We start from the raw sequence: 25,456 nt of genomic DNA, 5'->3' as shown, positions 1-25,456 counted from the left end.
CCGCCGGCTCAGCCGACGGAGAGCTGAGGCGCGCGGTCCCGCCACGGAACGGCCTGCTCCAGCTGCGCGGCCACCTGGAGCAGCAGGTCCTCGCGGCCGTGCGCGGCCACCAGCTGCACGCCGATGGGCAGGCCCTCGCGGCTCTGGCCGAGCGGCAGGCTGATCGCCGGGTTCCCCGACACGTTGAACGTGGCGGTGAACGGCCCGTACGTGAACAGGCGGTGCAGCCACGAGCGCGCCGAGTGCCCCTCGTGGTCGTAGTTGAGGGTCCCGTGCGGCGCGGGCAGCCGACCGAGGGTGGGTGTCACGAGCAGGTCGTGTTCCTGGAAGAAGCGGCCGATCGAGCGCGTCACCTGGTTCTGCGCCTCGGTCGCGGCCATCACGTCGAGCAGCGTGAAGTCCTCGGTCTCGGTGAGCACGCGCCGCGACACCGCCTCCAGCTTCGCCGGGTCGGGCCTGCGGGGCGCGCCGCGCAGCACCGCGCCGCCGGTGGTGACCACCGTCAGCATCGCCGCCTCGACGACGGCGCCGCCGTCGACGTCGGGACCGGCCTCGGTCACCACGTGGCCGATCCACTCCAGGACCTGGCCCGCGGTGACCGCCGCGTCGGCGACCTGGGGATCGACGGTGCCGCCCGTCCACGGCACGGTGGTCAGGGCGATCCGCAGGCGCCCTGGGTCGGTGCGGATCGCCTCGGCGTACGGCCGCGTCGGCGGCGGCGCCTGGTACTTGTCGCCGACGGCGGGCGCGCAGACGGCGTCGAGGAGATGCGCGGTGTCCCGCACGGTGCGCGTGACCGCGAACTCCACCAGCTGCCCGAAGGCGCTCTCACCGCTCATCGGCCCGCACGGCGTGCGCCCCAGGCCGGGCTTGAGACCGACGAGGCCGCACGAGGACGCCGGGACGCGAATGGACCCGCCCGCGTCGTTCGCGTGCGCCAACGGCACCGCGCCCGCCGCGACCAGCGCGGCCGCCCCGCCGCTCGACCCGCCCACGCCGCGCTGGGGGTTCCAGGGGTTGCGCGTCGGGCCGTAGCGCACCGACTCGGTGGCGAAGCTCAGGCCGAACTCGGGCGCGGTGCTCTGCCCGAGCGCCACCAGGCCCGCGGCGCGGAACCGGGCCATCAGATCGTGGTCGACCAGGGCGTACGCGCCCTTGATGGAGCGGCTGCCGATGGTGAACGGCACGCCCTGCGCGAAGGGCCCGCTGTCCTTGATGACGAACGGCACTCCGCCGAAGGGGCCCTCGGGCTCATGGGCGAGGGACGGGTCGAACAGCGGCTGCGTCAGCGCGTTCAGCTCGCCGTCGGCCTGTTCCAGGGCGCGCCGCGCGCAGGCCTCGACCTCGGCCGCGCTCACCTCGCGCGTCCGGATCAGCTCACGGAGGCCCACCGCGTCGAAGGACGCGTACTCGTCGAGCTCCAGCGCTCCCAGCTCCTTGCTCTCACCGTTGCGGTCGTCTGTGTCGTGTGCGCCTGCGTACGCGGAAGGCTCAGCGGCCCGGGGCCGTGGCGCCGAGGTGCTCGGTGAGCTCGCGGGCGACGGACTCGGTGTGTTCGCCCAGGAAGAAGTGCCCGCCGGGGAAGACGCGCAGCCGGAACGGCGCCACGGTGTGCTGCGCCCAGGCCCTGGCCTCGGCGACGTCGACCAGCGGGTCGCTGTCGCCGGTCAGCGCGACGACCGGGCAGTTCAGGGGCGGCCCCGGCCGGTAGCGGTAGGTCTCGATGGCGCGGTAGTCGCCGCGCATGGCGGGCAGGACCATCCGCAGGACCGCCTCGTCGGCGAGCAGCTCCGCGTCGGTGCCGCTCAGCCGGCGCAGCTCCTCGACGAGCCCCTGGTCGTCGCGCAGGTGCACCTGCTCCTCGCGGTGGCGCGACGGTGCCCGGCGCCCGGACGCGAAGAGGCCGCGCAGGATGACACCGCTTTCTTCCAGGCGCCGGGCCACCTCGAAGGCGAGCGTGGCGCCCATGCTGTGCCCGAGGAACGTCAGCGGCCGGTCCGCCCAGGGCCTGAGCTCGTCGGCCAGACGGTCAGCCAGGGTTGATATGTCCGTGATGCACGGTTCCTGGAGGCGGTCCTGCCGACCGGGATACTGCACGGCCAGCACGTCCGCCGCCTCGCTGAGCGCGGTGGAGAGCGGGAAGTAGTAGGTCGCCGAGCCGCCCGCGTGCGGGAAACAGACGAGGCGGGCGCACGCCTGCGGTGCCGGATGGAACCGCCGGACCCAGGCGCTGCCGGTCGATGCCACCACGGTGCCTCTTCTCCGCTTCGTGCCGGTGGTGCAGGTCAGCCGGGTGGTACCCGGTCCTGCGGGTGGTGCTCGCGCGGGAGTGGTGCGCGGGCGAGGGCTACCTTAAGCTCCCCGCGCCCCCGACGTGACACCGGAGGGGGACCGGGTGCGCTGAGGTATATTTCGAGCCACTGCGACGACCGGCCCGTGACTCCGTCCCCGCAGCTCGTACCCCCTCGATCCTCGGTCCACCATGAATTCCGGACAGGCGGAACTCGCGACGGCGGGTGCGGCCGGGAAATTGGTGCTTGACGGTCGGCCCATTCGTGACGCAGTGTTGCGGGACAGTCGTCAGTGAGTAGGCGAGTAGGACGACTGCTCGACGATTGGGAAACGCCGGGCACGGGGGACGGGGCGTACGTACACATGGTTCAGCAGCGCAACGATGTCATTCGTCATGCTCGCCTCTCCGACATGCCCCGACTTCTCGAACTCGAGGAGCTGTGCTGGGCCGAGCCACTGCGCGTCTCCGAAGAAGTCATCCGCCGACGCCTTTTCTCCCATCCCGTCGGTCAGTTCGTCGTCGAGTCCGACGGCGCGGTGCACGCGGTCATCTACTCCCAGCGCATCGGGAGTCCGGATGACGTGTTCACGGCGACCTTCGACACCGCCGACCGCCTGCACCGGCCCGAGGGTCCGGTCGCCCAGGTCCTCTCGCTGAACGTCGACCCTTCGAAGCAAAGCTTCCGTTTCGGTGACATGCTTCTGGAACACCTGCTGACCTGCGCCGAAGAGGAGGAGTCCATCCGGACGGCGGTCGGCGTCACCCGCTGCCGGGACTTCGGGAGACACCCGGAGCCGGACCTCGCCGCGTACCTCCGCGCGACGAACGCGCAGGGCCGTTGCCTCGACACCGTCCTGCGCATGCACCAGCTGCACGGCGCCGAGATCCGCGCGCTCGTCCCGGGATATCGGCCGGGGGATCTGGTCAACGAGGGAAACGGCGTACTCGTCGTCTACGACCTGTCGGTCCGTCAGGAGCGAGTGCGAATTCTCCAAAGCGAAGGAGAGAAGTCCGCAGCGGCCCCCATTCCGCCGGGCGGGCAACTTGCCGTAGAAATACGGGAGTTCTTCGACGTTATACTCGGCGTTGACTACGAGGGAATCGAGCACCCGCTAGAAAGCCCTCTCTTCGAGCTGGGATTCGACTCGGCGGGGCTTCTGGATCTTCAGGAAAAGATCGAGTCCCGATACGGAATTGCGCTCGCACCCCTCTTCTTCTTCGAGCACAACACCGGCGCCTTGATCATTTCCTATCTGGAAGATCTCAGGGAGGGAGAAACAGGCCACGCACCGGACGCCTCACCGTCCACCGCGGCCGCACGGCCCGCGGGCGCCGACGACTCCCGTGACGTCGCGATCATCGGGACGGCGTGCAGGCTGCCCGGTGGCATCGAGGACCGCGCCGGACTGTGGGAGCTGCTCGCCTCCGGCACCAGCGCGATCGGCACCCTGCCCGAAGGGCGCTGGCAGTGGCCCGACGGCACCGGGCCCGACACCCACCCCGGCATCGACCGGGGCGGCTTCGTCACCGACGCCGGGGCCTTCGAGGCGGCCCTGTTCCGCGTCACCCCGTACGAGGCACGGCACATGGACCCGCAGCAGCGCTGGACGCTGGAGCTGGCCTGGGCCTGCCTGGAGGACGCCGGATACGCGCCGAGCGGCGTCGCGGGCACCCGGACGGGCGTCTTCGTCGGCGCCAGCGGCTCGGACTACCAGCGCGTCATGGACACCCGCGGCCTGCCCGTGCGCGCCCACAGCGGCCTGGCGACCTCCATGGCCGTCATCGCCAACCGCGTCTCGTACTTCTTCGACCTGCGCGGCCCCAGCGTCCAGCTCGACACGGCCTGCTCCAGCTCCCTCGTCGCCGTGCACACGGCTCTGCGCGCACTGCGCGCGGGGGAGTGCGACACCGCCCTGGTCGCCGGCGTCAACGTACTGGCCCACCCGGCCAACAGCGTCGCCTACCACCAGGCGGGCATGCTGTCGCCCGACGGACAGTGCAAGACCTTCGACGCGTCCGCCAACGGCTATGTGCGCTCCGAGGGCGCCGTCGCCCTGCTCCTGAAGCCGCTCGCCGCCGCCCTCGCCGACGGCGACCCCGTGCACGCCGTCATCAAGGGCAGCGCCACCAACCACGGCGGCCAGGCGGGCGGTCTGACCGTGCCCAGCGCCGCCCTCCAGGCGAGCCTCGTCGAGGCCGCCCTCGCCGACGCGGGCCTCGGCGCGCGCGACATCGGCTACGTGGAAGCGCACGGCACCGGCACCGCCCTCGGCGACCCCATCGAAGTCCAGGGACTCACCAAGGCGTTCGCCGGGAGCGACCGGCCCTGCGCGCTCGGCTCGGTGAAGACCAACCTGGGCCACCTGGAAGCCGCCGCGGGCATCACCGGACTGCTCAAGACGGTCCTCGCCCTCCAGCACCGGCAGCTGCCCGCCTCGCTCCACTACGAGCGCCCCAACCCGCACATCGACCTGGACGCCTCGCCGTTCTCCGTCGTGACCCGGCTCTCCGACTGGGGCCTCGACGGGCGCCCCGTCCGCCGCGCCGGGATCAGCAGCTTCGGCTCGGGCGGCAGCAACGCCCACGTCGTCGTCGAGGAGTTCCCGCGCGCCGGGGCCGCGCCGGACGCGACCGACGGCCACGGCGGCGGCCAAGAGCCCGCGATGGTCGTCCTGTCCGCCCGCAGCACGCCCCAGCTGCTGCGCCAGGCCCGGCGTCTGCTCGACCACCTGCGGCAGGAGCGCCCGGCCGACGCCGACCTGACGGACATCGCGTACACCACGCAGGTGGGCCGCGCGGAGCTGCCCGAGCGCCTCGGCCTCGCGGTGACGAGCGTCGCCTCCCTCAGCGCGCTCCTCGAAGACTTCGTGGCGGGCGCCGACGCCTCGCCGGCCGTGCTGCGCGGACGCGCCGAGCGGGACGCCGTGCCCGCTGCCGCCCCCGGCACGGCGGCCGAGGACATCCTGGCCGCGTGGGTGCGCGGCGCCCGCGTCGACTGGGAGGCGTGCCACGCGGGCCGGGCCCGGCCGCGCCGCGTCCCGCTGCCCACGCACGCCTTCGACCGCGACCACTACTGGCTCGCCGACGAGCCCGCCGACGACCGGCCGCGCGGCGCGGCGGACCGCACCGCGTCGACGGACCGGTTCACCGCCCCGGCCGCCCCCCGGCACCCCCTGCTCCACAGCGCGATCCAGGACGCCGACGCCCTCGCCTCCTTCGCCTCCGCCTTCACCGCCGAGGACTTCTTCCTGCGCGACCACCGGGTGGCGGGCGACCCCGTGCTGCCCGGCGTCGCCTCCCTGGAGATGGCGCGCGAGGCCGCGAGCCGCACGCTGCCCGCCGCCGACAGCGGGGACTCCGGCCCGGCCGACGCGGCCGAGGTGCTCCGCCTGGAGAACGTGGTGTGGTCGCGCCCCCTCGTCGTACGCGACGGGACGCGGACGGTCCACACGGTGGTGACGGCGGGCGCCAACAGCCCGACCACCGGCGAAGGTTCGGCACCCGAGGGCGGCCCGGTCGCCTTCGAGATCCGCGCCGCCGACGTCGTCCACGCGCGTGGAGTGGCCTCGCGGGTACGGACGGCCCCGCCCGAGCCCCTCGACCTCGACGCGCTGACCTCGCGCACCGGCGCGGCCGCGCTCGACGTCGACGACTTCTACGCCACGCTGCGCGCCACGGGACTCGACTACGGCGCCGCGCACCGGGCCGTGCGCGAGCTGCGCCTCGGCGACGGTGAGGTCCTCGCCGCGCTCACCGTGCCCGACGAGGTGGCGGCCGGCCTCGACGCCTGCGTACTCCACCCCAGCGTGCTCGACGGCGCGCTCCAGGCGGCCTTCGCGCCCGACGCCCACACGGCCGGACGGAGCGGCCTCGCGCTGCCCTTCGCCCTCGACCGGATCGACGTCCACGGGCCGACGCCGCGCTCCGCCTACGCGTGGGTCCGCGCGGTACCCACCGCCTCGCGCCAGGTGCGGCGCTGGGACCTCGACCTCTGCGACACCCAGGGAAGGATCTTCGCGCGGCTGCGCGGCTACTCCATGCGCCAGACCACGGAGCCCGCCGCCGAGCCGGGGGCCACGCACGACGTGACGCTGTTCCGCCCGGTGTGGCGCGCGGCCGACACCCAGGACCGCCCCGAAGCCCCCGCCTACACGGCGCGGCTCGTGCTCGCCTGCGGCTTCGACGGCCGGCTCGGCGAACTGCGCGCGCTCGCCCCGGACGTGACGTTTCTGGAGCCGCCCGAGCGGGCCGCCGACCGCCCGGCGGCGGACTCCGTCGCCGAGCACGCCGTCGAACTGCTCCGTGCGATACGAGGCCTGCTCATCGGCAGGCCGACGGGCTCCGTGCTCCTCCAGGTCCTGACCCCCGCCGAGGGCGAACAGGCGCTCCACCAGGCCCTGTCCGGACTCCTGCGCACGGCCCGCCTGGAGAACCCCGCCCTCCTCGGCCAGGTCCTCGCGGTGCCCGCCGACGCGACGGCGGCAGACCTCGCCGAGACCCTGGAGGCGGAGAGCCGCCACCCGGGCGACCGGCGGATCCGCCACGGCGACGGCACCCGCGAGGTGCTCGCCTGGGAGCCCCTGGACGAGACGGCCACGACCGGGGCGCAGCCCGTGCGGTGGCGGCCCGGCGGCGTGTACCTCATCACGGGCGGCGCGGGCGGCCTCGGCCGGATCTTCGCCAGGGACATCGCCCGCCGCGCCCCCGGAGCCGTCCTGTGCCTCACCGGCAGGTCGCCGCTCGGCCCCGCGGTCGAGGCGGAGCTCGCGGCGCTGCGTACCGAGGGCGCCCGCCCCGAGTACCACGTCCTCGACGTCACCGACGGGCGCGCCACCGAGCGCCTCGTCCGCAAGCTGACGCGGCGCCACAAGGCGCTGCACGGCGTCCTGCACGCCGCCGGAGTCCTGCACGACGCCTTCCTCCAGCGCAAGACCGACGCGGAGTTCCGCCGCGTGCTCGCCCCCAAGCTCGCCGGGTGCCGTGCCGTCGACGAGGCCACCAAGGGCCTCGACCTGGACTTCTTCGCGCTGTTCTCCTCCGTCATGGGCGCCACCGGCAACGTGGGCCAGGGCGACTACGCCGTGGCCAACGCCTTCCTCGACGCGTTCGCCCACCACCGCGGCGCCCGCGTCGCCACGGGCGAGCGCAAGGGCCGCACCCTGTCCGTCGCCTGGCCGCTGTGGCACGGCGGAGGCATGGGCGCGGACGAGGACACGCGCCGGGCCCTGCGGCTGCGCGGCGGCTTCCTGCCGATGGCCACGGACGCCGGGGTCGACGCCTTCCACCGCGCCCTGGACAGCGCCGAGCCCCACGTCGTCGTCTGGGCCGGAGACCGCGCGGCGGGCGAGCGGGCCCTCCTGGACGCGGCCCCCGAGGCCGCCCCGGCCACCCCGGACGTCGCGCGGCCCGCCCCCGCCTCCGCACCCGACGAAGGGGCCCTGCGCGCCCGTACGGTGGAGTTCCTCAGGGCGGAGCTCTGCCGCCTCACCCAGCTGCCGCCGGACGAGCTCGACGACGCCGAGCCCCTGGGCTCGTACGGCATGGACTCGATCCTGGCGACCGAACTGACGGCGGGCCTGGAGAAGACGTTCGGCTCGCTGCCCAAGACGCTGCTGTTCGAGTACCACACGCTGGCCGAGCTCGGCGGCTACTTCCTCGGCGCGCACCGGGCCGCCCTGGAGGCGATGTTCGCGGACGCCCCGGAGCGGGCGGAGCCCCAGCCCGATGCCGTGGCGCGCGCGACGGTCGCCCGGGAAGCCCCCGGGCCAAAGGTGCGCCACGCCGCCCCCGCCGGGGAGGACTCCGCCCTGGACATCGCCGTCATCGGCCTGTCGGGCCGCTATCCCGAAGCGCGGGACGTACGCGAGTTCTGGGAGAACCTGCGCGCCGGACGGGACTGCGTCGTCGAGGTCCCCGAGGACCGCTGGGACTGGCGCGAGTACTACGAGCAGGACCGCACCGTGCCCGGCCGCCACTACAGCAAGTGGGGCGGCTTCATCGGCGAGGTGGACCGCTTCGACCCGCTGTTCTTCAACATCGCGCCCCACGAGGCCGACTATCTGGACCCGCAGGAGCGGCTGTTCCTCGAACACGCCTGGACGGCGATGGAGGACGCGGGCTACACCCGCGAGCGCCTCGGCCGCGCCACCGGCGACGGCGCCGCCGGACGGGTCGGTGTGTACGCGGGCGTGATGTGGGGGCAGTACCAGCTGCTGTTTCCGGACGGTGGCGCGGGCCGCGGCAACCCCCACGCCCTCGGCAGCAGCTACGCCAGCGTCGCGAACCGCGTCTCCTTCGTGCTGAACGTGCACGGCCCCAGCATGACCGTCGACACCATGTGCTCGAGCTCGCTCACCGCCGTGGAGCTGGCCTGCCGCGATCTGCGCCGGGGCCGCACCGGGCTCGCCTTCGCGGGCGGCGTCAACGTGACCGTGCACCCGAACAAGTACCTCGGCCTGAGCACCGGCCAGTTCATCTCCAGCCAGGGCCACTGCGAGAGCTTCGGCGTCGGCGGCGACGGCTACATACCCGGCGAGGGCGTCGGCGTCGTCCTGCTCAAGCCCCTGCGCGACGCCGAGCGCGACGGCGACCACGTCTACGGCGTCATCAAGGGCAGCGGCGTGTCCCACGGCGGGCGCACCAACGGCTACACCGTGCCCAACCCGCGCGCCCAACAGGCCGCGATCCAGGACGCGTTGAGCGAGTCCGGGGTCGACCCGAGGACCATCAGCTACGTCGAGGCGCACGGCACCGGCACCAAGCTCGGCGACCCCATCGAGATCACCGGCCTGAGCCAGGCCTTCACCGCCGCGTCCCCGGAGGGCGCGGGCGCCGCAGCCCCCTGCTACCTCGGCTCGGCGAAGTCCAACATCGGCCACTGCGAGAGCGCCGCGGGCATCGCCGGGCTCACCAAGGTCCTGCTCCAGCTCCAGCACGGCCAGATCGCCCCCTCGCTGCACTCCGCCACGCTCAATCCCCACATCGACTTCTCCCGTACGCCGTTCGTCGTCAACCAGGAGCTGCGCGACTGGGAGCGCCCCGTCGTCGACGGGCGCCCGCGGCCGCGGATCGCCGGTGTCTCCTCCTTCGGCGCCGGGGGCGCGAACGCGCATCTGATCGTGGCCGAGCACACCGACCGCCGCCCCGCCCCCGCCGCACACGGCCCGCAGCTCTTCCCGCTCTCGGCGAAGGACGAGGAGCGGCTGCGCGCCTACGCCGAGCGGGTGCTGCGCTTCGCGAAGGACTCGGCGCAGCTCGCCGACGTGACCCCCGTGGACCTCGCGTACACCCTCCAGACCGGGCGCGAAGCCATGGACGAACGCCTCGGCGTCGTCGCCGACTCCTTCGCCGCGCTCGCCGAGAAGCTGGAGCGCCACCTGGCCGGTGACACCGCCGTCGAGGGCGTCTGCCGCGGCAACGCCAAGCGCGACCGGAAGGCCCTGGCCATCGTCCCCGCCGAGGAACTCGCCGAGACCGTCGCCTCCCTGGCGCGGCGCGGCAAGGCGGCCGAACTCCTGGAGCTGTGGGCCCGCGGCGCCGCGCCCGACTGGCAGGCCCTGCACGCCGCCGCGGCCGTCACGCCGCGGCGGATCAGCGCGCCCACGTACCCGTTCGCCCGCGACCGGCACTGGGTGCCGGAGGCCGCGCCCTCCTCTTCCGCGACTGCCGGGGAGCTGCCCGCCGTGTCCACCGCCTCCTCCTCTTCCAACTCTTCCGACTCTTCGGACGCGGCGTCCGGTACGGGGCTCTTCCTCGCCAAGCGGTGGCGCCCCGCCCCGTCCGCACCCGGTCTCCCCGCCCCGTCCGGCGCCCTCGTCCTGCACGGCCCCGCCACCCGGCAACTCGCCGAGCGGATCGCCGAACTGCTCGACGGCGCCGTGCCGGTGGACGCGACGGACCCCGGCGCGGACGGCCTCGTCGACCGGCGTGCCGCCGCGTGCGCCGCCCTCATCGACCTGACCGGGACCGGCGACGACATCGACCGCATCACGGAGGACAGCCACTCCGGGCGCGCGCTCGCGCTGCTGCGCCGCGTGCTCGACGCGAAGGCGTCGCGGGACATCCGGCTGCTGTTCGTGACCCAGGGCCTGGAGGCCGCCGCCTCCCCTCGCGTGCCGCTGGCGGGGGCCGCCCGCGCCGCGCTCTACCGGCTGCTCCAGAGCGAGTACCGGAGCCTCACCTCCCGCCACGTGGACCTCGATCCCGCCGTGCGCGACGCCGCCGCCCTCGCGGCCGTCGTCCACCGGGAGCTCCTCGACGACGGGCGCGCGCCCGAGGTCTGCCACCGCGACGGCACCCGGCTCGCGCCCGTGCTCGCCGCGTCCCCGACACCCAGCGGGCCCCGGCGCACCCCGCCCGCCTTCGCCCCCGACGAGGTCCTGCTCGTGACCGGCGGCACCCGCGGCATCGGGCTGCTGTGCGCGCGGCACTTCGTCGCCCGCCACGGCGTACGACGGCTCGTCCTGACGGGCCGTGAACCCTTGCCGCCGCGCCACCTGTGGACGGACCCGGAGGCCTGCCCGCCCGCCGTACGGGCGAAGACCGACGCCGTCGCCGCCCTGGAGGCCCAGGGCGTCGAGGTACGGGTGCTCGCGCTGCCGCTGGACGACGCGGACGCGGTCGCGGCAGCCGTCGCCACCGTCGGGTCCACGCTCGGGCCGATCGCGGGCGTGCTGCATGCGGCGGGGCTCGTGGACACGAGTAACCCGGCGTTTGTCCGCAAGCCCGTCGCTGACATCGCCCGGGTCGTCTCACCCAAGATCGACGGCACCGTGAACCTGCTCGCGGCCCTCGACCCGCGCGCCCTGCGCTTCGCCGTCCTCTTCTCCTCGGTCTCGGCCGCCCTGCCGACCCTCGGCGCCGGGCAGAGCGACTACGCCATGGGCAACGCCTTCATGGACTACCTCGCCCACGCACGCGCCCACGAACTGCCCGTCACCAGCGTGCAGTGGCCGAGCTGGCGGGAGACCGGCTTCGGCGAGGTCACCAACAAGGCGTACACCGACACGGGCCTGCTCAGCATCACCAACGCCGAGGGCCTCGCCTTCCTCGACGAGATCCTCACCGCGCCGCGCGGCCCCGTGGTCATGCCGGTCCGGGTCGACACCGCCCGCTTCGACGCGGCCGCCCTCCTGGACGCGCGCCCGGTGGCCCCGGCCGCCCCGGCGCCCCGCGCCCGTACCGTCGAGACCCAGCAGGACTCCGCCGCGGGCGAGTCCCTCGGGGCGCGGCTCACCGCCTTCCTCAGTGACACCTTCAGCGGTGAACTCGGCCTCAAGTCCGGCCAGTTGGACACGGACACCTCGTACGCCGACTACGGTGCCGACTCGATCCTGCTCGCGCAGATCCTCCAGCGCATCCGCCAGCGCCTCGACGTGCCGCTCGACCCGTCGGTCCTCCTGGAGTACCCGACCCTGAGCGAGCTCGTGACCTGGCTGCTCGACACCTATCCGGCGGAGGTCGCCGCGCGGTTCGGCGCCGCGCCGGAGCCCGGCCGTGCGCAGGGCGGGGAACCGGTGCGCCCCGAGCCGACGCCGTCCGCGGCCGTGCCCGCCCCGGCCGAGGCGCGTACCACGGATGAGGACACGGGCCGTCGGGGCACCGCCGTCGCGGTGGTCGGCATGGCCTGCCGGCTTCCGGGCGCACCCGGTCTCGACGCCTACTGGGAGCTGCTGTCCGAGGGGCGCCGCGCCGTGCGCGAGGTGCCCGCCGAGCGCTGGGGGCGGCCGACCGGCTTCCGCGCCGGGCTCATCGACGACGTGTACGGCTTCGACGCCGGGCACTTCATGCTGCACGACGAGGACGTCCGCGCCATGGACCCGCAGGCGCTCGTCCTTCTGGAGGAGAGCCTCAAGGCCGTGCACCACGCCGGCTACCGGGCGGCCGACCTGGAGGGCTCGCGCACCGGCGTGTACGTGGGCGCCCGCAGCGGACAGCGCCCCGACGGCACGCTGGTGGACGGTGCCCGCAACCCCATCATGACGGTGGGCCAGAACTACCTGGCGGCCAACGTCTCGCAGTTCTTCGACTGGCACGGCCCCGCCATGGTGACGGACACCGCCTGCTCGTCCGCGCTGACGGCGATGAAGGTCGCCACCGACGCGCTGGCCGCGGGCTCCGTCGACCTGGCCCTCGTCGCTGGCGTCAGCCTGCTCGCCGACCCCGAGGCGCACGAGCTGTTCCGGCGCCGCGGACTGCTGCGCGAGGACGGCGCGTTCCACATCTTCGACCGCCGTGCGGGCGGTGTCGTCCTCGGCGAGGGCGCGGGCGTCGTCCTGCTCAAGCCGCTGGCCGCCGCCGAGCGCGACGGCGACACCGTGTACGCCGTCGTCGAGGGCCTCGCCGTCAACAACGACGGCCGTACCGCCGGACCCGCGACGCCCAACCTCACCGCCCAGAAGCAGGTGATGCGCGAAGCCCTGCGCCAGGCGGGCTGCGCCCCGCACCAGGTGGGCCACCTCGACGTCAACGGCTCCGGTTCCGAACTCACGGACCTCCTGGAGCTCAAGGCCGTCCAGGAGGTGTACGGCGCGGACCGCACCGCGCCGCTGCACGTCGGGTCGATGAAGCCGAACATCGGGCACCCGCTGTGCGCCGAGGGCATCGCCGCGTTCATCAAGGTGGCGCTGATGGTGCACCATCAGCGGACGGTGCCGTTCCTGTCGGGCGAGCAGCCCATGGAGCACTTCACGATCGACCCCGCCGTGCTCCGCCTGCCCCGGCACGCCGAGCCGGTGGACCTGGCGTACGCGGCCGTCAGCAGCTTCGCCGACGGCGGCACGAACGGGCACGTCATCCTGGGCCGCCCCGCGGCCCCGCGCCCCGGCGAGGAGCGACGGCGCCCCCTGGCGCTCCCGGAGCTCGACCGCCGTGACGTGCGCACCGGCGCAGCCGTCGCCGAGGCGCGGGTGTGGACGCGGCGCGTCGACGCCCAGGACGCCGTCGTCGACGGACACCGCGTCTACGGACGGCGGCTGCTGCCCGGTCTCGCCTGGATCGACCTCCTGTACGGCTGCTGCGCGGAGCTGACGCCCGACGCGTCGCCCGCCCGGCTCGTCCTGCGCGACCTGTCGATCTACCGGCCGCTCGCCGTGGACGAGGGCGCCGCCGTGGACCTAGGCGTCGAGGCCCGCGCCACGGCCGCCGACGCCTGGCGGATCACCGTCACCGACGCCGCACGGAGCGAGGGTGAGGCCCCGGCCCCGTACGTGACCGCCGATGTCCACCTGACGGACGTCCCCACCGCTTTCGACGCGCAGGTCCCCGCCGACGTTCTCGACGCGCTGCGCGCCCCCGGCGAGGACGTGCGCGACCTCGGCGAGATCTACCGGAGCTTCCGGTCCCAGGAGCTCGTCCACTCGGGCGCGATGAAGGCCGTCGGCTCCGTGCGCACCACGCCCGACGACATCTGGGTGAGCGTGGCGGTCGACGAAGACTTCCTGTTCCACGACTGGATAGAACGTTCGTTCCAGCCCGTACTCATTGACGGGAGCGCGGTGGCGGCCAGCGCCGTCGCCCTGGGCGGCGAGCCGCGGCTCTTCCTGCCCCTGCACTACGCCTCGTTCCGGGCCACGGGCCCGCTGGGCCGCGCCTGCCACACCCGCGTACGGCGGGACACGATCACGCGCGGGGACGAACTGCTCACCTTCGGGATGGAGTTCTTCGACGACCACGGGCGCAAGCTGGCCGAGCTGACGGGCCTGACCACGAAGGCCGTGCGCGACGCGGGACACATCGACCCCGCGCGGGAAACGGCGCCGGAGCCGGTGGCCGTGGCGGCGGCCGAGCCCTCGGTCACGGCCGTGCCGGTGGGCGCCCCGGCGGCCGACGCCATGCAGGCCCTCGTACGGTCGGTCGTCGCCGATCGGCTCGGCGTGCCCGCGGACCGGATCGACGCGGGCGCGAGCTACTACGCGTTGGGCCTGGACTCCGCGACGCTGCTGCGGGTCGCGGCGGAGCTCGGGGAGCGGCTCGGCACGCGGCTCGCGCCGACGCTGCTGTTCGAGCACGCCACGGTGACGGCGCTGGCCGGGTATCTGGCGCGCCACCACCAGCCGGTCGCGCCCGCGGAGGCCGCGGAGCCCGTGGAGGCGACGCCTCCCGCCGCCCCCGCCGCACCGGCCCCGGTCCCCGCCGTGCCCGACCGCAGCGGGACGCGGGACATCGCGATCGTCGGCATCAGCGGCCGGTACCCGAAGGCGCGCGGCCTCGCCGAGTTCTGGGAGAACCTCAAGTCCGGGCGCGACTGCGTCGGCGAGGTGCCCGAGGACCGCTGGCCGCGCGACACCTTCGACGGCGAGCGCACCCCCTCGGGGCGGCCGGTGTCCCACCTGGGCGGCTTCCTGGACGACCCCGACTGCTTCGACGCGGAGTTCTTCCAGATATCCGACGCCGAGGCGGCCCGGCTCGACCCGCAGGAGCGGCTGTTCCTCGAAGTGTGCTGGGAGGCCGTCGAGGACGCCGGATACACGCCCGCGGGCCTCTCCGGGGCCGAGGACGGCGGACGGCGGGGGACCGTCGGCGTCTTCGCCGGGGTCATGCACAAGGACTACGTCCTGGTGCAGCACGACGCGGCGGACGGCGACCCGGCGGGCCCGCCCCTGGCGATGAACGCCGCGGCCGTCGCGAACCGCGTCTCGCACGTCTGCGACTTCCGCGGCCCGTCCCTCGCGGTCGACTCCGTGTGCGCCTCGTCGCTCAACGCCGTGCACCTGGCGGTGGAGAGCCTCGGGCGCGGCGAGTGCGACGCCGCCCTCGCGGGCGGGGTGAACCTCTCGCTGCACCCCGCCAAGTACGGCACGTACGGCGGCCTCGACCTGCTGGCGGGCGACGAGCCCGCCCGCTCCTTCGGCGCGGGCGGCGACGGCTACGTGGCGGCGGAGGGCGTCGGCGCGGTGCTCCTGAAGCCGCTGGACCGCGCGCTGGCCGACGGCGACGCCGTGTACGCCGTCATCAAGGGCACCGCGGTCAACCACTCCGGCCGGACCCCCGGCATGCGGGTTCCGTCCGTCGCCGCGCAGGCGGAGCTCATCGAGACCTGCCTGGAGCGCGCCGGGGTCGACGCCGGGACGATCGGCTACCTCGAAGCCCACGGCACGGGCACCGAGATCGGCGACCTCATCGAAGTCCAGGGGCTGCGGCGGGCGTTCGAGAAGCACACCGACGCCAAGGGCTTCTGCGCGCTGGGCTCGGTCAAGTCCGCCATCGGCCACGCCGAGGCGGCCGCCGGGATCAGCGGGCTCACCAAGGCGGTCCTCCAGCTGCACCACCGGACCCTGACGCCGCTGGTCGGCGCTGCCGCGCCCAACCCGTACCTCGACCTCGCCGACTCGCCCTTCCGGCTCCAGACGGACCTGGAGGAGTGGACGCTGGACGCGGGCGGCCCGGGCGCGCCGCGCCGCGCCGGAGTGAGCGCGTTCGGCGCCACGGGCACCAACGCCCACGTCGTCGTCGAGGAGGCGCCTCCGGTGCCCGACCAGGCCCTGAGCGGCGCGGCGGCGGGCCCCGTGCTCGTCCCGCTGTCGGCGACCGACGTGGACCGGCTACGCGCCTACGCGGAGAAGCTGCTGCGCTTCCTGGACACCAAGGAGGGCGCCGCGCTCGCCCCCGCGGCCCTGGCCCACACCCTCCAGACCGGGCGCGTGGCCCTGGCCGAGCGGGCGGTGATCCTCGCGCACGACCTGGCCGAGGTCCGCGAGGGCCTGGAGGCCGTGGCGGGCGGCACCGGGACCGACGGCACCGGGGTCCAGGTGTGGCGCGGCCGCGTGGCGGAGACGACCGCCGAGTCCCGGCTCCTCGACGAGGACGACGTACGCGCGGAACTCGTCGGCCGGTGGGCGGTGCAGGGCAAGTGGGGCAAGGTCGCGGAGCTGTGGCTCGGCGGCCACGCCGTCGCCTGGCCCGCCCCGAACGGCGCGGCGGCGCCGCGGCGCGTGCACCTGCCCACGTACCCGTTCGCCAAGCGGCGCCACTGGGTCACGACGGCAGCGCCCACCACGACGGCAGCGCCCACCACGACGACCGCCCCCACCGTGGCGACCCCCGCCACCCCGGCTCCTGTGACGGGCACCGTCCACTGGTGCTTCGTTCCGGACGGCGCGGAGCCGCCCGTCTCCGTCCACCGGGCCGAGCCCCCGGTGGAGGAGAAGGCCCGCGGTTATCTGCGTCAGCTCGTCGCCGCCCGCGTGGGACGGCCCGCGCGGGACATCGGCCCGCACGCGGGGCTGATCGAGCTCGGCCTGACGTCGCTCGGCGCCGTCGGCCTCAGCAAGGACCTGGCGGCGACGGTCGCGCCCGGCTTCGTGCCCAGCGCCCTGTTCGAGTACGGCACCGTCGCCGAACTCGCCGGGCACCTGGCGGACCGCTGGCCCGCGGGCCTGAAGCGCCTGGTCGCCACGCGCCCGCAGACTCCCCGGATTCCGGAGCCGCAGGAGATCCCGGAGACCCCGGACACGGACCGGCCGTCCGCCGGGCCGGAGCAACGGCCCACCGCGCCCGACGTCCTGGACGTCCTCGAGTGCCTGCGCGCCGGCGCCCTGCACCTCGACGACGCCATCGCGCTCCTCGACGAAGAGAGTTACGAGAAGTGAAGCACGAGCTCAGCGCCCTCATCGCGGACTACAAGGCGGGCCGGGTCGGCGCCCGTGAGGTCGGCGACCTCCTGCGCGACCTGCGCGACCAGGCGGCGGAGCCGCGCGCCCGGGCCGCGGCCGCGGCCGGGGACGCGCCGCGCCCCGCAGGGGAGTTCGCCTACCCGCTCTCCGAGGGCCAGCGCGGACTGTGGGCGCTCCAGCGGGCGTACCCGGACATGGCGGCGTACAACGTGCCGCTGTGCTTCCGCGTCAGCGGCCTGGACGTGGCGGCGTTCCAGGACGCCTGCCGGGCGCTGCTCGTGCGCCACCCCGCGCTCACCACGGTGATCCGCCAGGACGCGGGGGAGCCGACGCAGTCCGTCGACCCCGCCCGCGCGCTCGACTTCGCGCGGGTCGACCTGACGGGCACCGCCGACGAGGGCGAGGCGCTCGCCGTCGTCGAGCGCGCAGGCAAGCGGGTGTTCTCGCTGGCCGGGACGGCAGAAACGATCACGCAGGACGGTGCGGGGCTGTTCCGCGTCCGGGTCTTCGACCGCCCGGGGGACGAGTCGCTGATCCTGATCGTCGTCCACCACATCGTCTTCGACGGCACGTCGGCGACACTCCTGATGAGCACGCTGTTCGAGGAGTACGAGGCGCGGGTGGGCGGCGCCCCGGCCGCACCCCGCACCCCGCACCCCGAGGCGGGCACGGGCTTCCACGACTTCGTCCGCGAGGAGCGGCGCACCCTGGCCGGGCGCGGCGCCGAGCGCCTTCCGTACTGGCGAAGCCGGCTCGCCGCGCCCCTGCCCGTGCTCGACCTGCCCGCCGAGCGGCCCCACACGGCGCTCACCGACCGCTTCGCCGGGAAGACCCTCGTGACCGAGGTGCCCGCGGAACTGGCCGCGCGCGTGGCCGAGTTCGCCACCGCCCGCCGGACCTTCGTGTCCACGGCCATGCTCACCGCCTACGCGGCGACCCTGGCGACGTACTCCGACGCCGCCGAACTCGTCGTCGGGATGCCGGTGAACGAGCGCGAGGGCGACGCCCTCGCCCGCACCATGGGCCTGATGATCAACATGGTGCCGGTGCGCGTCGCGCTCCCCGCCGACGAGCCCTTCGAGGGGCTCGTCACCCGCGCCCAGCGCGACGTCTCCGACGACCTGCTGCACGGGTACCCCTTCCCGGCGCTCGTGCGGGAGCTGGCGCAGGACACCCCGGCCGGGCGCTCCCCGGTGTTCCAGACGGCGTTCGTCTTCCAGGACGTCCTGGACGGCATCGCCGACGCCGACCGGCCCTACCGGCTGGTCGAGGAGCTGCACCAGGAGGGGGAGTACGAACTCTCCGTGGAGGTGTGGCGCAGCGGCGGGGGCTACGCGCTGTACTGGAAGTACCAGCCGGAGCTCTACCGCCCCGCCTTCGTCCAGGAGCTGGCGGCCCGCTTCCTCGACGTCCTGGCGGCGGTGTGCGACGACCCGCGCACGACCGTGGCCGCGCTGCGGCGGCGGAGCGGTGAGCGGTGCGTCCAGGACCTCGTCGAGGAGACGGCGCGCCGCACCCCGGACGCGGTCGCCGTGGCGGGCCAGGAAGAGGTCCTGACGTACGAGGCGCTCAGCGCCCGCAGCGACGCGCTCGCCTCCTGCCTGGCGGCGCGGGGCGTCCGGCGCGGCGACCTGGTGGCCGTGCTGCTCGACCGCTCGCCCGAGCTCGTCGTGACCCTGCTCGGCATCCTCAAGGCGGGCGCCGCCTATGTCCCGCTCGACCCGGAGCTGCCCGCCGCCCGGCTCACCGACATCGTCACGGACAGCGGCACTCCGCTGATCGTGACCCAGGCCCGGTACGAGGCCCGCGCCCGCGGCCTCGCGGAGGGCGCCGCCGCGCCCGCCCTGTTCGTGCTCGACGAGGAGCGGGCCGCGCTCGCGGCCGCCCTCGGCTCCGGACCGGTCGCCGCCGCGGTGACCGCCGACGACCTGGCGTACGTCATCTACACCTCGGGCAGCACCGGCCGCCCCAAGGGCGTGATGATCCCGCACCGCGGCTTCACCAACCTGCTCGGTTCGCTGCGCCGTGAGCCCGGCATGGACGCGGCGGACACGCTCTTCGCCGTGACCACCGTCAGCTTCGACATGGCGCAGGTCGAACTGCTCCTGCCGCTGGTGTGCGGGGCCCGCGTGTACGTCTGCGACAGCCCAACGATCAAGGACGTGGAGCGGCTCAAGGAGCGTGTCGCCCGGGTGCGGCCCACGGTCATGCAGGCGACCCCGGCGACGTGGAGCATGCTGTTCCACTCGGGCTGGCGCAACCCCGAGGGCGTGCGCGTCTTCTGCGGTGGCGAGGCGCTGCCCCGGACGCTCAAGGAGTTCTTCCGCGACACCGGCACCGAGGCCTGGAACCTGTACGGGCCGACGGAGACGACCGTGTACTCCACCGGCGGCCTGGTCCGCCACGACCGGCCGACCACCATCGGCAGGCCGGTCGCCCACACCCAGGTCCACATCCTCGACGAGGACCTGCGCCCGGTGCCCCACGGCGGGACCGGCGAGCTGTGCATCGCGGGCAAGGGCCTCGCGCAGGGCTACGTCAACCGCCCCGAGCTCACCGCGGAGAAGTTCGTGGACCACGACCTGGTGCCCGGCGGCAAGCTCTACCGCACCGGGGACCTGGCCCGCTGGACCGAGGACGGCGAGATCGACTACCTGGGCCGCAAGGACTTCCAGGTGAAGATCCGCGGCTACCGCATCGAACTGGGCGACATCGAGTACCACTTGGGCCGCCACCAGGACGTCGCCGAGTGCGTCGTCGTCGCGCGCGGCGAGGACGGCGCCAAGCAGCTCGTCGCCTACTACGTGCCGCGCGGCGCGGCCGCCCGCGCCGACGCCTTCAAGGAACACCTGCGCGCGCTGCTGCCCGCGTACATGGTCCCGGACTTCTACGTGCCGCTCGACACCGTCCCGCTGACGGGCAGCGGCAAGGTCGACCGCACCGCCCTGATGCGGCGCGAGGTGTCCGCCGCGCCTGCACCCGCCGTGCCCGCACCCGCACGCGCCGGGGCGGTCGCGCAGCCGTCCCGCGACGTCGAGCGGGACGTCCTCGCCTGCTGGCAGGACGTGCTGAAGCTCCAGGACCTCACCCCGGACGCCTCCTTCTTCGAGTCCGGCGGCAACTCCCTGTCGGCCGTGGTGCTCGCGGACCTGATCAGCCGCCGCCTCGGCGTCGCGTTCACGGCCGCCGACCTGTTCAAGTACGCCACCGCGGCCGCCGTCGCCGCGTACGTACGGGAGCGGACGCCGGACGCGGAGGACCACGCGGGCGAGGCGGTCGTGCCGGAGCCCGTCGCGTCGGCTCCCGCGCCCCGGCCCGCGTCGCTGCCCGACGACGCCGTCGCCGTCGTCGGCATCTCGTGCCGCTTCCCCGACGCCCGCGACCACTGGGAGTTCTGGGAGAACCTCAAGCGCGGCCACGCCTGTGCCGGACGCTGGAGCGAGGCCGAGCTGCGCGCGGCGGGCGTGCCCGAACGGGTCCTGGACGACCCGGACTTCGTGCCGCTGCGCTCGGGGCTCGACGGCAAGGAGGAGTTCGACGGCGCGTTCTTCCGGCTCTCGCCCCAGCACGTCGAGCTGATGGACCCGCAGTTCCGCCAGGTCCTGCTGCACGCCTGGAAGGCCGTCGAGGACGCGGGCCGCGACCACCGGCAGATCCCGAACACCGGGGTGTACGTCTCCACGGGCAACCACCACTACGGCGCCCCCGACGACTCCGGCGAGACGCCCGCCGCGGTCATCGAGGACCCCCGGCAGTACCTGTCGTGGGTGATGAGCCAGAGCGGCACCGTCGCCTCGATGGTCTCCTACCAGCTCGGCTTCGGCGGGCCGAGCATGTCCGTGCACTCCAACTGCTCCTCCTCGCTGAGCGCGCTCGCCCTCGCGGCCCGCGCCGTGCAGACCGGCGAGACGGACTTCGCCCTGGTGGCGGCGGCATCGGCGAGCAGCGTCGACGGCCTCGGCTACGTCCACAAGGCGGGCCTCAACCTCTCCGGCGACGGCCGCGTCAAGGCCTTCGACGCGGACGCCGACGGCATGGCGGGCGGCGAGGGCGTCGTGGCCCTGCTGATCCGCCGCGCCGCCGACGCCGTCGCCGACGGCGACCACGTCTACGGCCTGCTCCGCGGCATCGCCACCAACAACGACGGCGGCGACGCCACCGGCTTCTACAGCCCCAGCGTCAACGGCCAGTCCCGGCTGATCCGCCAGGTTCTCGACCGCACCGGCGTCGACCCGCGCACCATCGGCTACGTCGAGGCCCACGGCACCGGCACGAAGCTCGGCGACCCCGTGGAGGTGGCCGCGCTCACCGAGGCCTACCGCGCCTCCACGGCCGACACCGGCTACTGCGGCATCGGCTCGGTGAAGACGAACCTCGGCCACCTCGACACCGCGGCCGGACTCGCCGGGGCGCTCAAGGTGCTCCTGAGCCTCTACCACGGGCAGCTCCCGCCCACCCTCCACTACCGCGAGCCCAACCCCCAACTGCGCCTGGACACCTCGCCGTTCCACGTCGTCGACCGGCTGCGCGAGTGGCCCGGGGGCGAGGGGCCGCGCCGTGCCGCGCAGAGCTCCATCGGCCTGGGCGGGACCAACGCCCACGCGATCTTCGAAGATTACGTGCCCGCCGCCGCACCGGCACGCCCCGACGGCGAGGGCACGCCGCAGCTCGTGCCGCTGTCCGCCCGTACGCGCGAGGACCTCGTGCGCGCGGCCGCCGAGCTCCGCCGGCACCTGACCGGGCCCCGCGCCGCCGCGCTGCGCCTCGACGACGTCGCGCACACCCTGCGCACGGGCCGGGTCGCCATGGCCTGCCGCGTGGCGTTCGTGGTCCGCGACCTGGCGCAACTGGCCGCCGAGCTGGAGGCGTTCGTCCAGGACCCGGACGGCGACGACACCGCGCGCCGCTTCGCGGGGCCCGCCGGGGGAGGAGCCGCGGGAGGTGCCGCGGCCGACCGCGACGCCACCCGCAAGCGCACCGCGCAGCTCGCCCGCAGGCTCGCCGACGGCAAGCTGAAGAAGGCGGCGAAGGCCTGGGCGCGCGGCGCCGAAGCCGACTGGAGCCCGCTCGCCGGGCAGCCGCCCGCCCGCCGCGTGAGCCTGCCAGGGTACGCCTTCGCCCCGGTGCGCCACCCGTACCCGGCCCGTGCTCCGCGCACCACCGCCCCTGGCCCGGACGCGGTCCCCGGCACGCCGCACGCGCACCCGCTGCTGCACGAGAACGTGTCGCGGCTCGACGGACAGCGCCACCGCTCGTCCTTCTCCGGTGACGAGTACGTCCTGCGTGACCACGTCGTCGACGGCAGGAAGCTGCTGCCCGCCGTCGCGAGCCTGGAGATGGCCTGCACGGCCCTGCGGCAGGCCCTGCCCGACGCGGCCGGGCGGCGCGCCGTCCTGAAGAACGTGACGTGGGCGCGCCCCGTCGTCGTCGGCGACGCCGGCAGGCAGGTGGAGTTCACCCTCACCCGCGACGACGCGGCACCTTCCGGAGCGCTGGCCTTCGCCCTCCTGACGGACGGCGACCAGCCGTGCGTCCAGGGCCGCGCCACCACCGAGGAGGCCGCGCCGCCGCCCCGCGTCGACCTCGAAGGGCTGCGCGACCTGCTGCGGCTTCGGCCCCTCGCGGGCGAGGACGTCTACGCGCACATCGCCCGCGCGGGCGTCGCCTACGGCCCCGGCTTCCGCCTCGTGCACGTCCTGCACCGCGGCGAGCGCGACGGGCGCCGCGAGGTGCTCGCCGAGCTGCGCCTGCCCGCGCACCTGCGCGCCGGCGCGTCGGCGTACGCGCTCCACCCGAGCTTCCTCGACGCCGCCGTCCACGCCTCGCTCGGCCTGGACCCGGCCTTCGACTCCGCCACGGCCCAGGGGGTCACGGACGGGACGACGCGGGTGCCCTTCGCCCTGGACCGGCTCGACGCGCACGCGCCGTTCGGCGAGACGATGTACGCCTGGGTGCGTCCGGCGGCGAACCGCTCCACGGGGGCGGACCGTGGGCGCGACGTGCTCGACATCGACCTCGTCGACCCCGCCGGCCGGGTCTGCGTCTCGCTGCGGGGCCTGGCCTACCGCGACCTGGCCGCGCCCGACCGCCGGGACTCCGACCGCCGGGATTCCGACCGCCGGGATTCCGACCGCCCGCAGGCGTCCCCCGCTTCCCGTCTGCGCACGCTCCTGCCGGTGTGGGAGCCCCGGCACCCCGCCGACGCCGACGCCGACACGCCCGCGCGGGCGCGGAGCCCGCGCGGCGCGGTGCTCGTCCTCGACGCCGACCGCAGGCTGCGTGCCGAACTCGCGGCGCTCCACCCCGGCCACCAGCGCGTCGACCTGCCCGACGGCGCGTCGCCCGAGGCCATCGCCGAGCTCGTCCGCACGGCCTGCGCCGCCACCGAAGGACGGATCGCCCGGGTCGTGTGGGTCGCACCGGCCGAGACGCCCGACGGCATGGTCCAGGGCCAGGAGCGCGGCGCGGTCGAGGTCTTCCGGATCGTCAAGGCGCTGCTCGCCCTCGGCCACGGCACGCGCGACCTGGCCTGGTCCCTCTACACGTTCGGCACCCAGTCCGTCCGGGACCGGGACGCGGTCGCGGCCACGCACGCGAGCGTCCACGGCCTGGCGGGCAGCCTCGCCCAGGAGCACACGCGCTGGACGATCGACCTGGTCGACCTGCCGCACCCGGACTCCGGCGACCGCGTCGGCGACCGCCTGGGGGAGGAGCGGCACCTCACCGGGGTGCGGCCCGGCACCACGGTGGCCCTGCGCGGCGGCCGCTGGTTCTCCCAGGAGCTGCTGCCCACCACCGCCCTCGAACCGGCCGCGGGCCCCTACCGGCACGGCGGCGTCTACGTGGTCATCGGCGGCGCGGGCGGCATCGGCGAGCTGTGGAGCCGCTCCATGGTGGAGCGGTACCGGGCCACGATCGTGTGGATCGGGCGGCGCCCCCTGACCGACGAGGTCGAGCGGCGCCTCGCCGACCTCGCCGAGCGGGCCCGCGCCGCGGGCGCGGCGGCCCCCTCCTACGTCCAGGCCGACGCGCGCGACCACGCGAGCCTCCTTGCCGCGCACGCGCGGATCAAGCGGGACCACCCGCGCGTCGACGGCGTCGTGCACTCGGCGATCGTCCTCGCCGACAAGACCCTCGCGCACATGGACGAGGACCGCTTCCGTGCCGCCCTCGCCGCGAAGGCCGACGTCGGCGTCCGCGTCGCCGACGTGTTCGGGGCCGAGCCGCTGGACTTCCTGCTGTTCTTCTCCTCTGTCGAGAGCTTCGTACGGGCGCCCGGACAGGCCAACTACGCCGCCGGATGCACCTTCAAGGACGCCCTCGCGCACGCCCTGCGCCGCCGCGGCACCGTGGCCAAGGCGGTCAACTGGGGGTACTGGGGCGTGGCCGGTGTCGTCAGCGACGCCTTCTACCGCGAGCGGATGGCCGCCGCCGGAGTCGACTCGCTCGACCCCGACGAGGCGTTCACCGCCCTGGAGTCCTTCCTCGCGGGCGAGCACAGCCAGGTCACGCTGATGCGCACCTTCGGCGACGAGGCGCTGCGCGGCCTCGCCCTGGACGAGCACCAGGGCGACCACCGCCCGGGGCTGCCCTCCGTACGCGACGCCGTGGTGGCCGCGCACCGCGCGCCGCACGGCGAGGTGGAGCGCCTGCGCGGCCTCCTGCCGCACCCGCGCCTGCGCGAACTCACTTTGAACCTGCTGTATGTGACGCTCCGTGACCTCGGCGCCGCCCGCCCGGACGGCACGGGCCACCGCGTCCTGCCCCGGTACGCGCGCTGGCTGGAGGAGAGCCACCGGCTGTTCGCCGAGGCCGGGCCCGCCCTCGCCGCCGGCGACCTGGACGCCGCCGCCCTGTGGCGCCAGTGGCGGGCCGAGTGCGACGGCTGGCAGACCGGCGCCAACCAGCGCGCGCAGGTCGACCTCGTCGAGTCCTGCCTCCAGGCCCTGCCGGACGTCCTGACCGGCGCGCGCCAGGGCACCGAGATCCTCTTCCCCGGCTCCTCGCTGTCCCGCGTCGAGGGCGTCTACCGGGGCGACCCGGTCGTCGACTACTTCAACGACCAGCTCAGCGTGGTCCTCGCCGACGCCGTGCGCGCCTGGGGCGCGGCCGCACCGGGACGGCGGCTGCGCGTTCTGGAGGTCGGCGCCGGAACCGGCGCGACCAGCGTCAGGGCCCTGGAGGCCCTGGAACCCTTCGGCGACCGCATCGCCGAGTACCACTACACCGACCTGTCCAAGGCGTTCCTGTTCCGCGCCGAGGAGCGCCTGAAGCCCCGCTACCCGCACCTGACCACCGGCATCTTCAACGCCGAGCACGCGCCCGGGCCGCAGGGCGTCGACCTCGGCGGCTTCGACATCGTCGTGGCCACCAACGTCCTGCACGCCACCGCCGACATCTCCCGCACCCTGCGCAACGTCAAGGCGACCCTGCGGGCGGGCGGCCTGCTCTTCCTCAACGAGATGAGCCGCAACACCCTGCTCGCCCACGTCACGTTCGGCCTCCTGGACGGCTGGTGGCTGTACCGGGACGCCGCCCTGCGCATCCCCGG

General features: G+C 74.8%; 3 protein-coding genes and 1 pseudogene (1 of these 4 only partly in view). 2 read left to right on the top strand and 2 right to left on the bottom strand.

The annotated features are described in order from the left end of the window. Positions 1-8 precede the first annotated feature (8 nt). Positions 9-1,259, bottom strand: a pseudogene (locus tag MQV74_RS03950) (amidase); the annotation flags it as partial. A gap of 232 nt (positions 1,260-1,491) precedes the next feature. Further along, entirely contained in the window at positions 1,492-2,247 is a 756-nt protein-coding gene (locus MQV74_RS03945; protein ID WP_242728498.1) for a thioesterase II family protein, read from the bottom strand. A gap of 456 nt (positions 2,248-2,703) precedes the next feature. Here MQV74_RS03945 and MQV74_RS03940 point away from each other — a divergent pair, with 456 nt between their 5' ends. Together MQV74_RS03940 and MQV74_RS03935 are read left to right on the top strand one after the other, a co-directional pair. Continuing rightward, a complete protein-coding gene (locus tag MQV74_RS03940) occupies positions 2,704-16,881 on the top strand; it encodes an SDR family NAD(P)-dependent oxidoreductase (RefSeq protein WP_242714609.1) in 14,178 nt (4,725 codons plus the stop codon). Then, positions 16,878-25,456: the beginning of a non-ribosomal peptide synthetase gene (locus tag MQV74_RS03935; RefSeq protein WP_242714608.1), read on the top strand. It continues 13,597 nt past the right edge of the window; 8,579 of the gene's 22,176 nt are visible here — the first part of the coding sequence; it begins with the start codon at positions 16,878-16,880; its stop codon lies off the right edge, out of view. Before MQV74_RS03940 ends, MQV74_RS03935 begins: the two co-directional genes overlap by 4 nt.

The sequence above is a fragment of the Streptomyces sp. AN091965 genome (genome assembly GCF_022698285.1).
Taxonomy (GTDB): domain Bacteria; phylum Actinomycetota; class Actinomycetes; order Streptomycetales; family Streptomycetaceae; genus Streptomyces.
The sequence above is the reverse complement of the archived record's forward strand: the minus strand, read 5'-3'. Positions and strand labels throughout refer to the sequence as shown.

Excerpts from the sequence above, each read along its gene's own strand:
- MQV74_RS03940 (WP_242714609.1), top strand. The coding sequence starts at position 2,704 with ATGCCCCGACTTCTCGAACTCGAGGAGCTGTGCTGGGCCGAGCCACTG.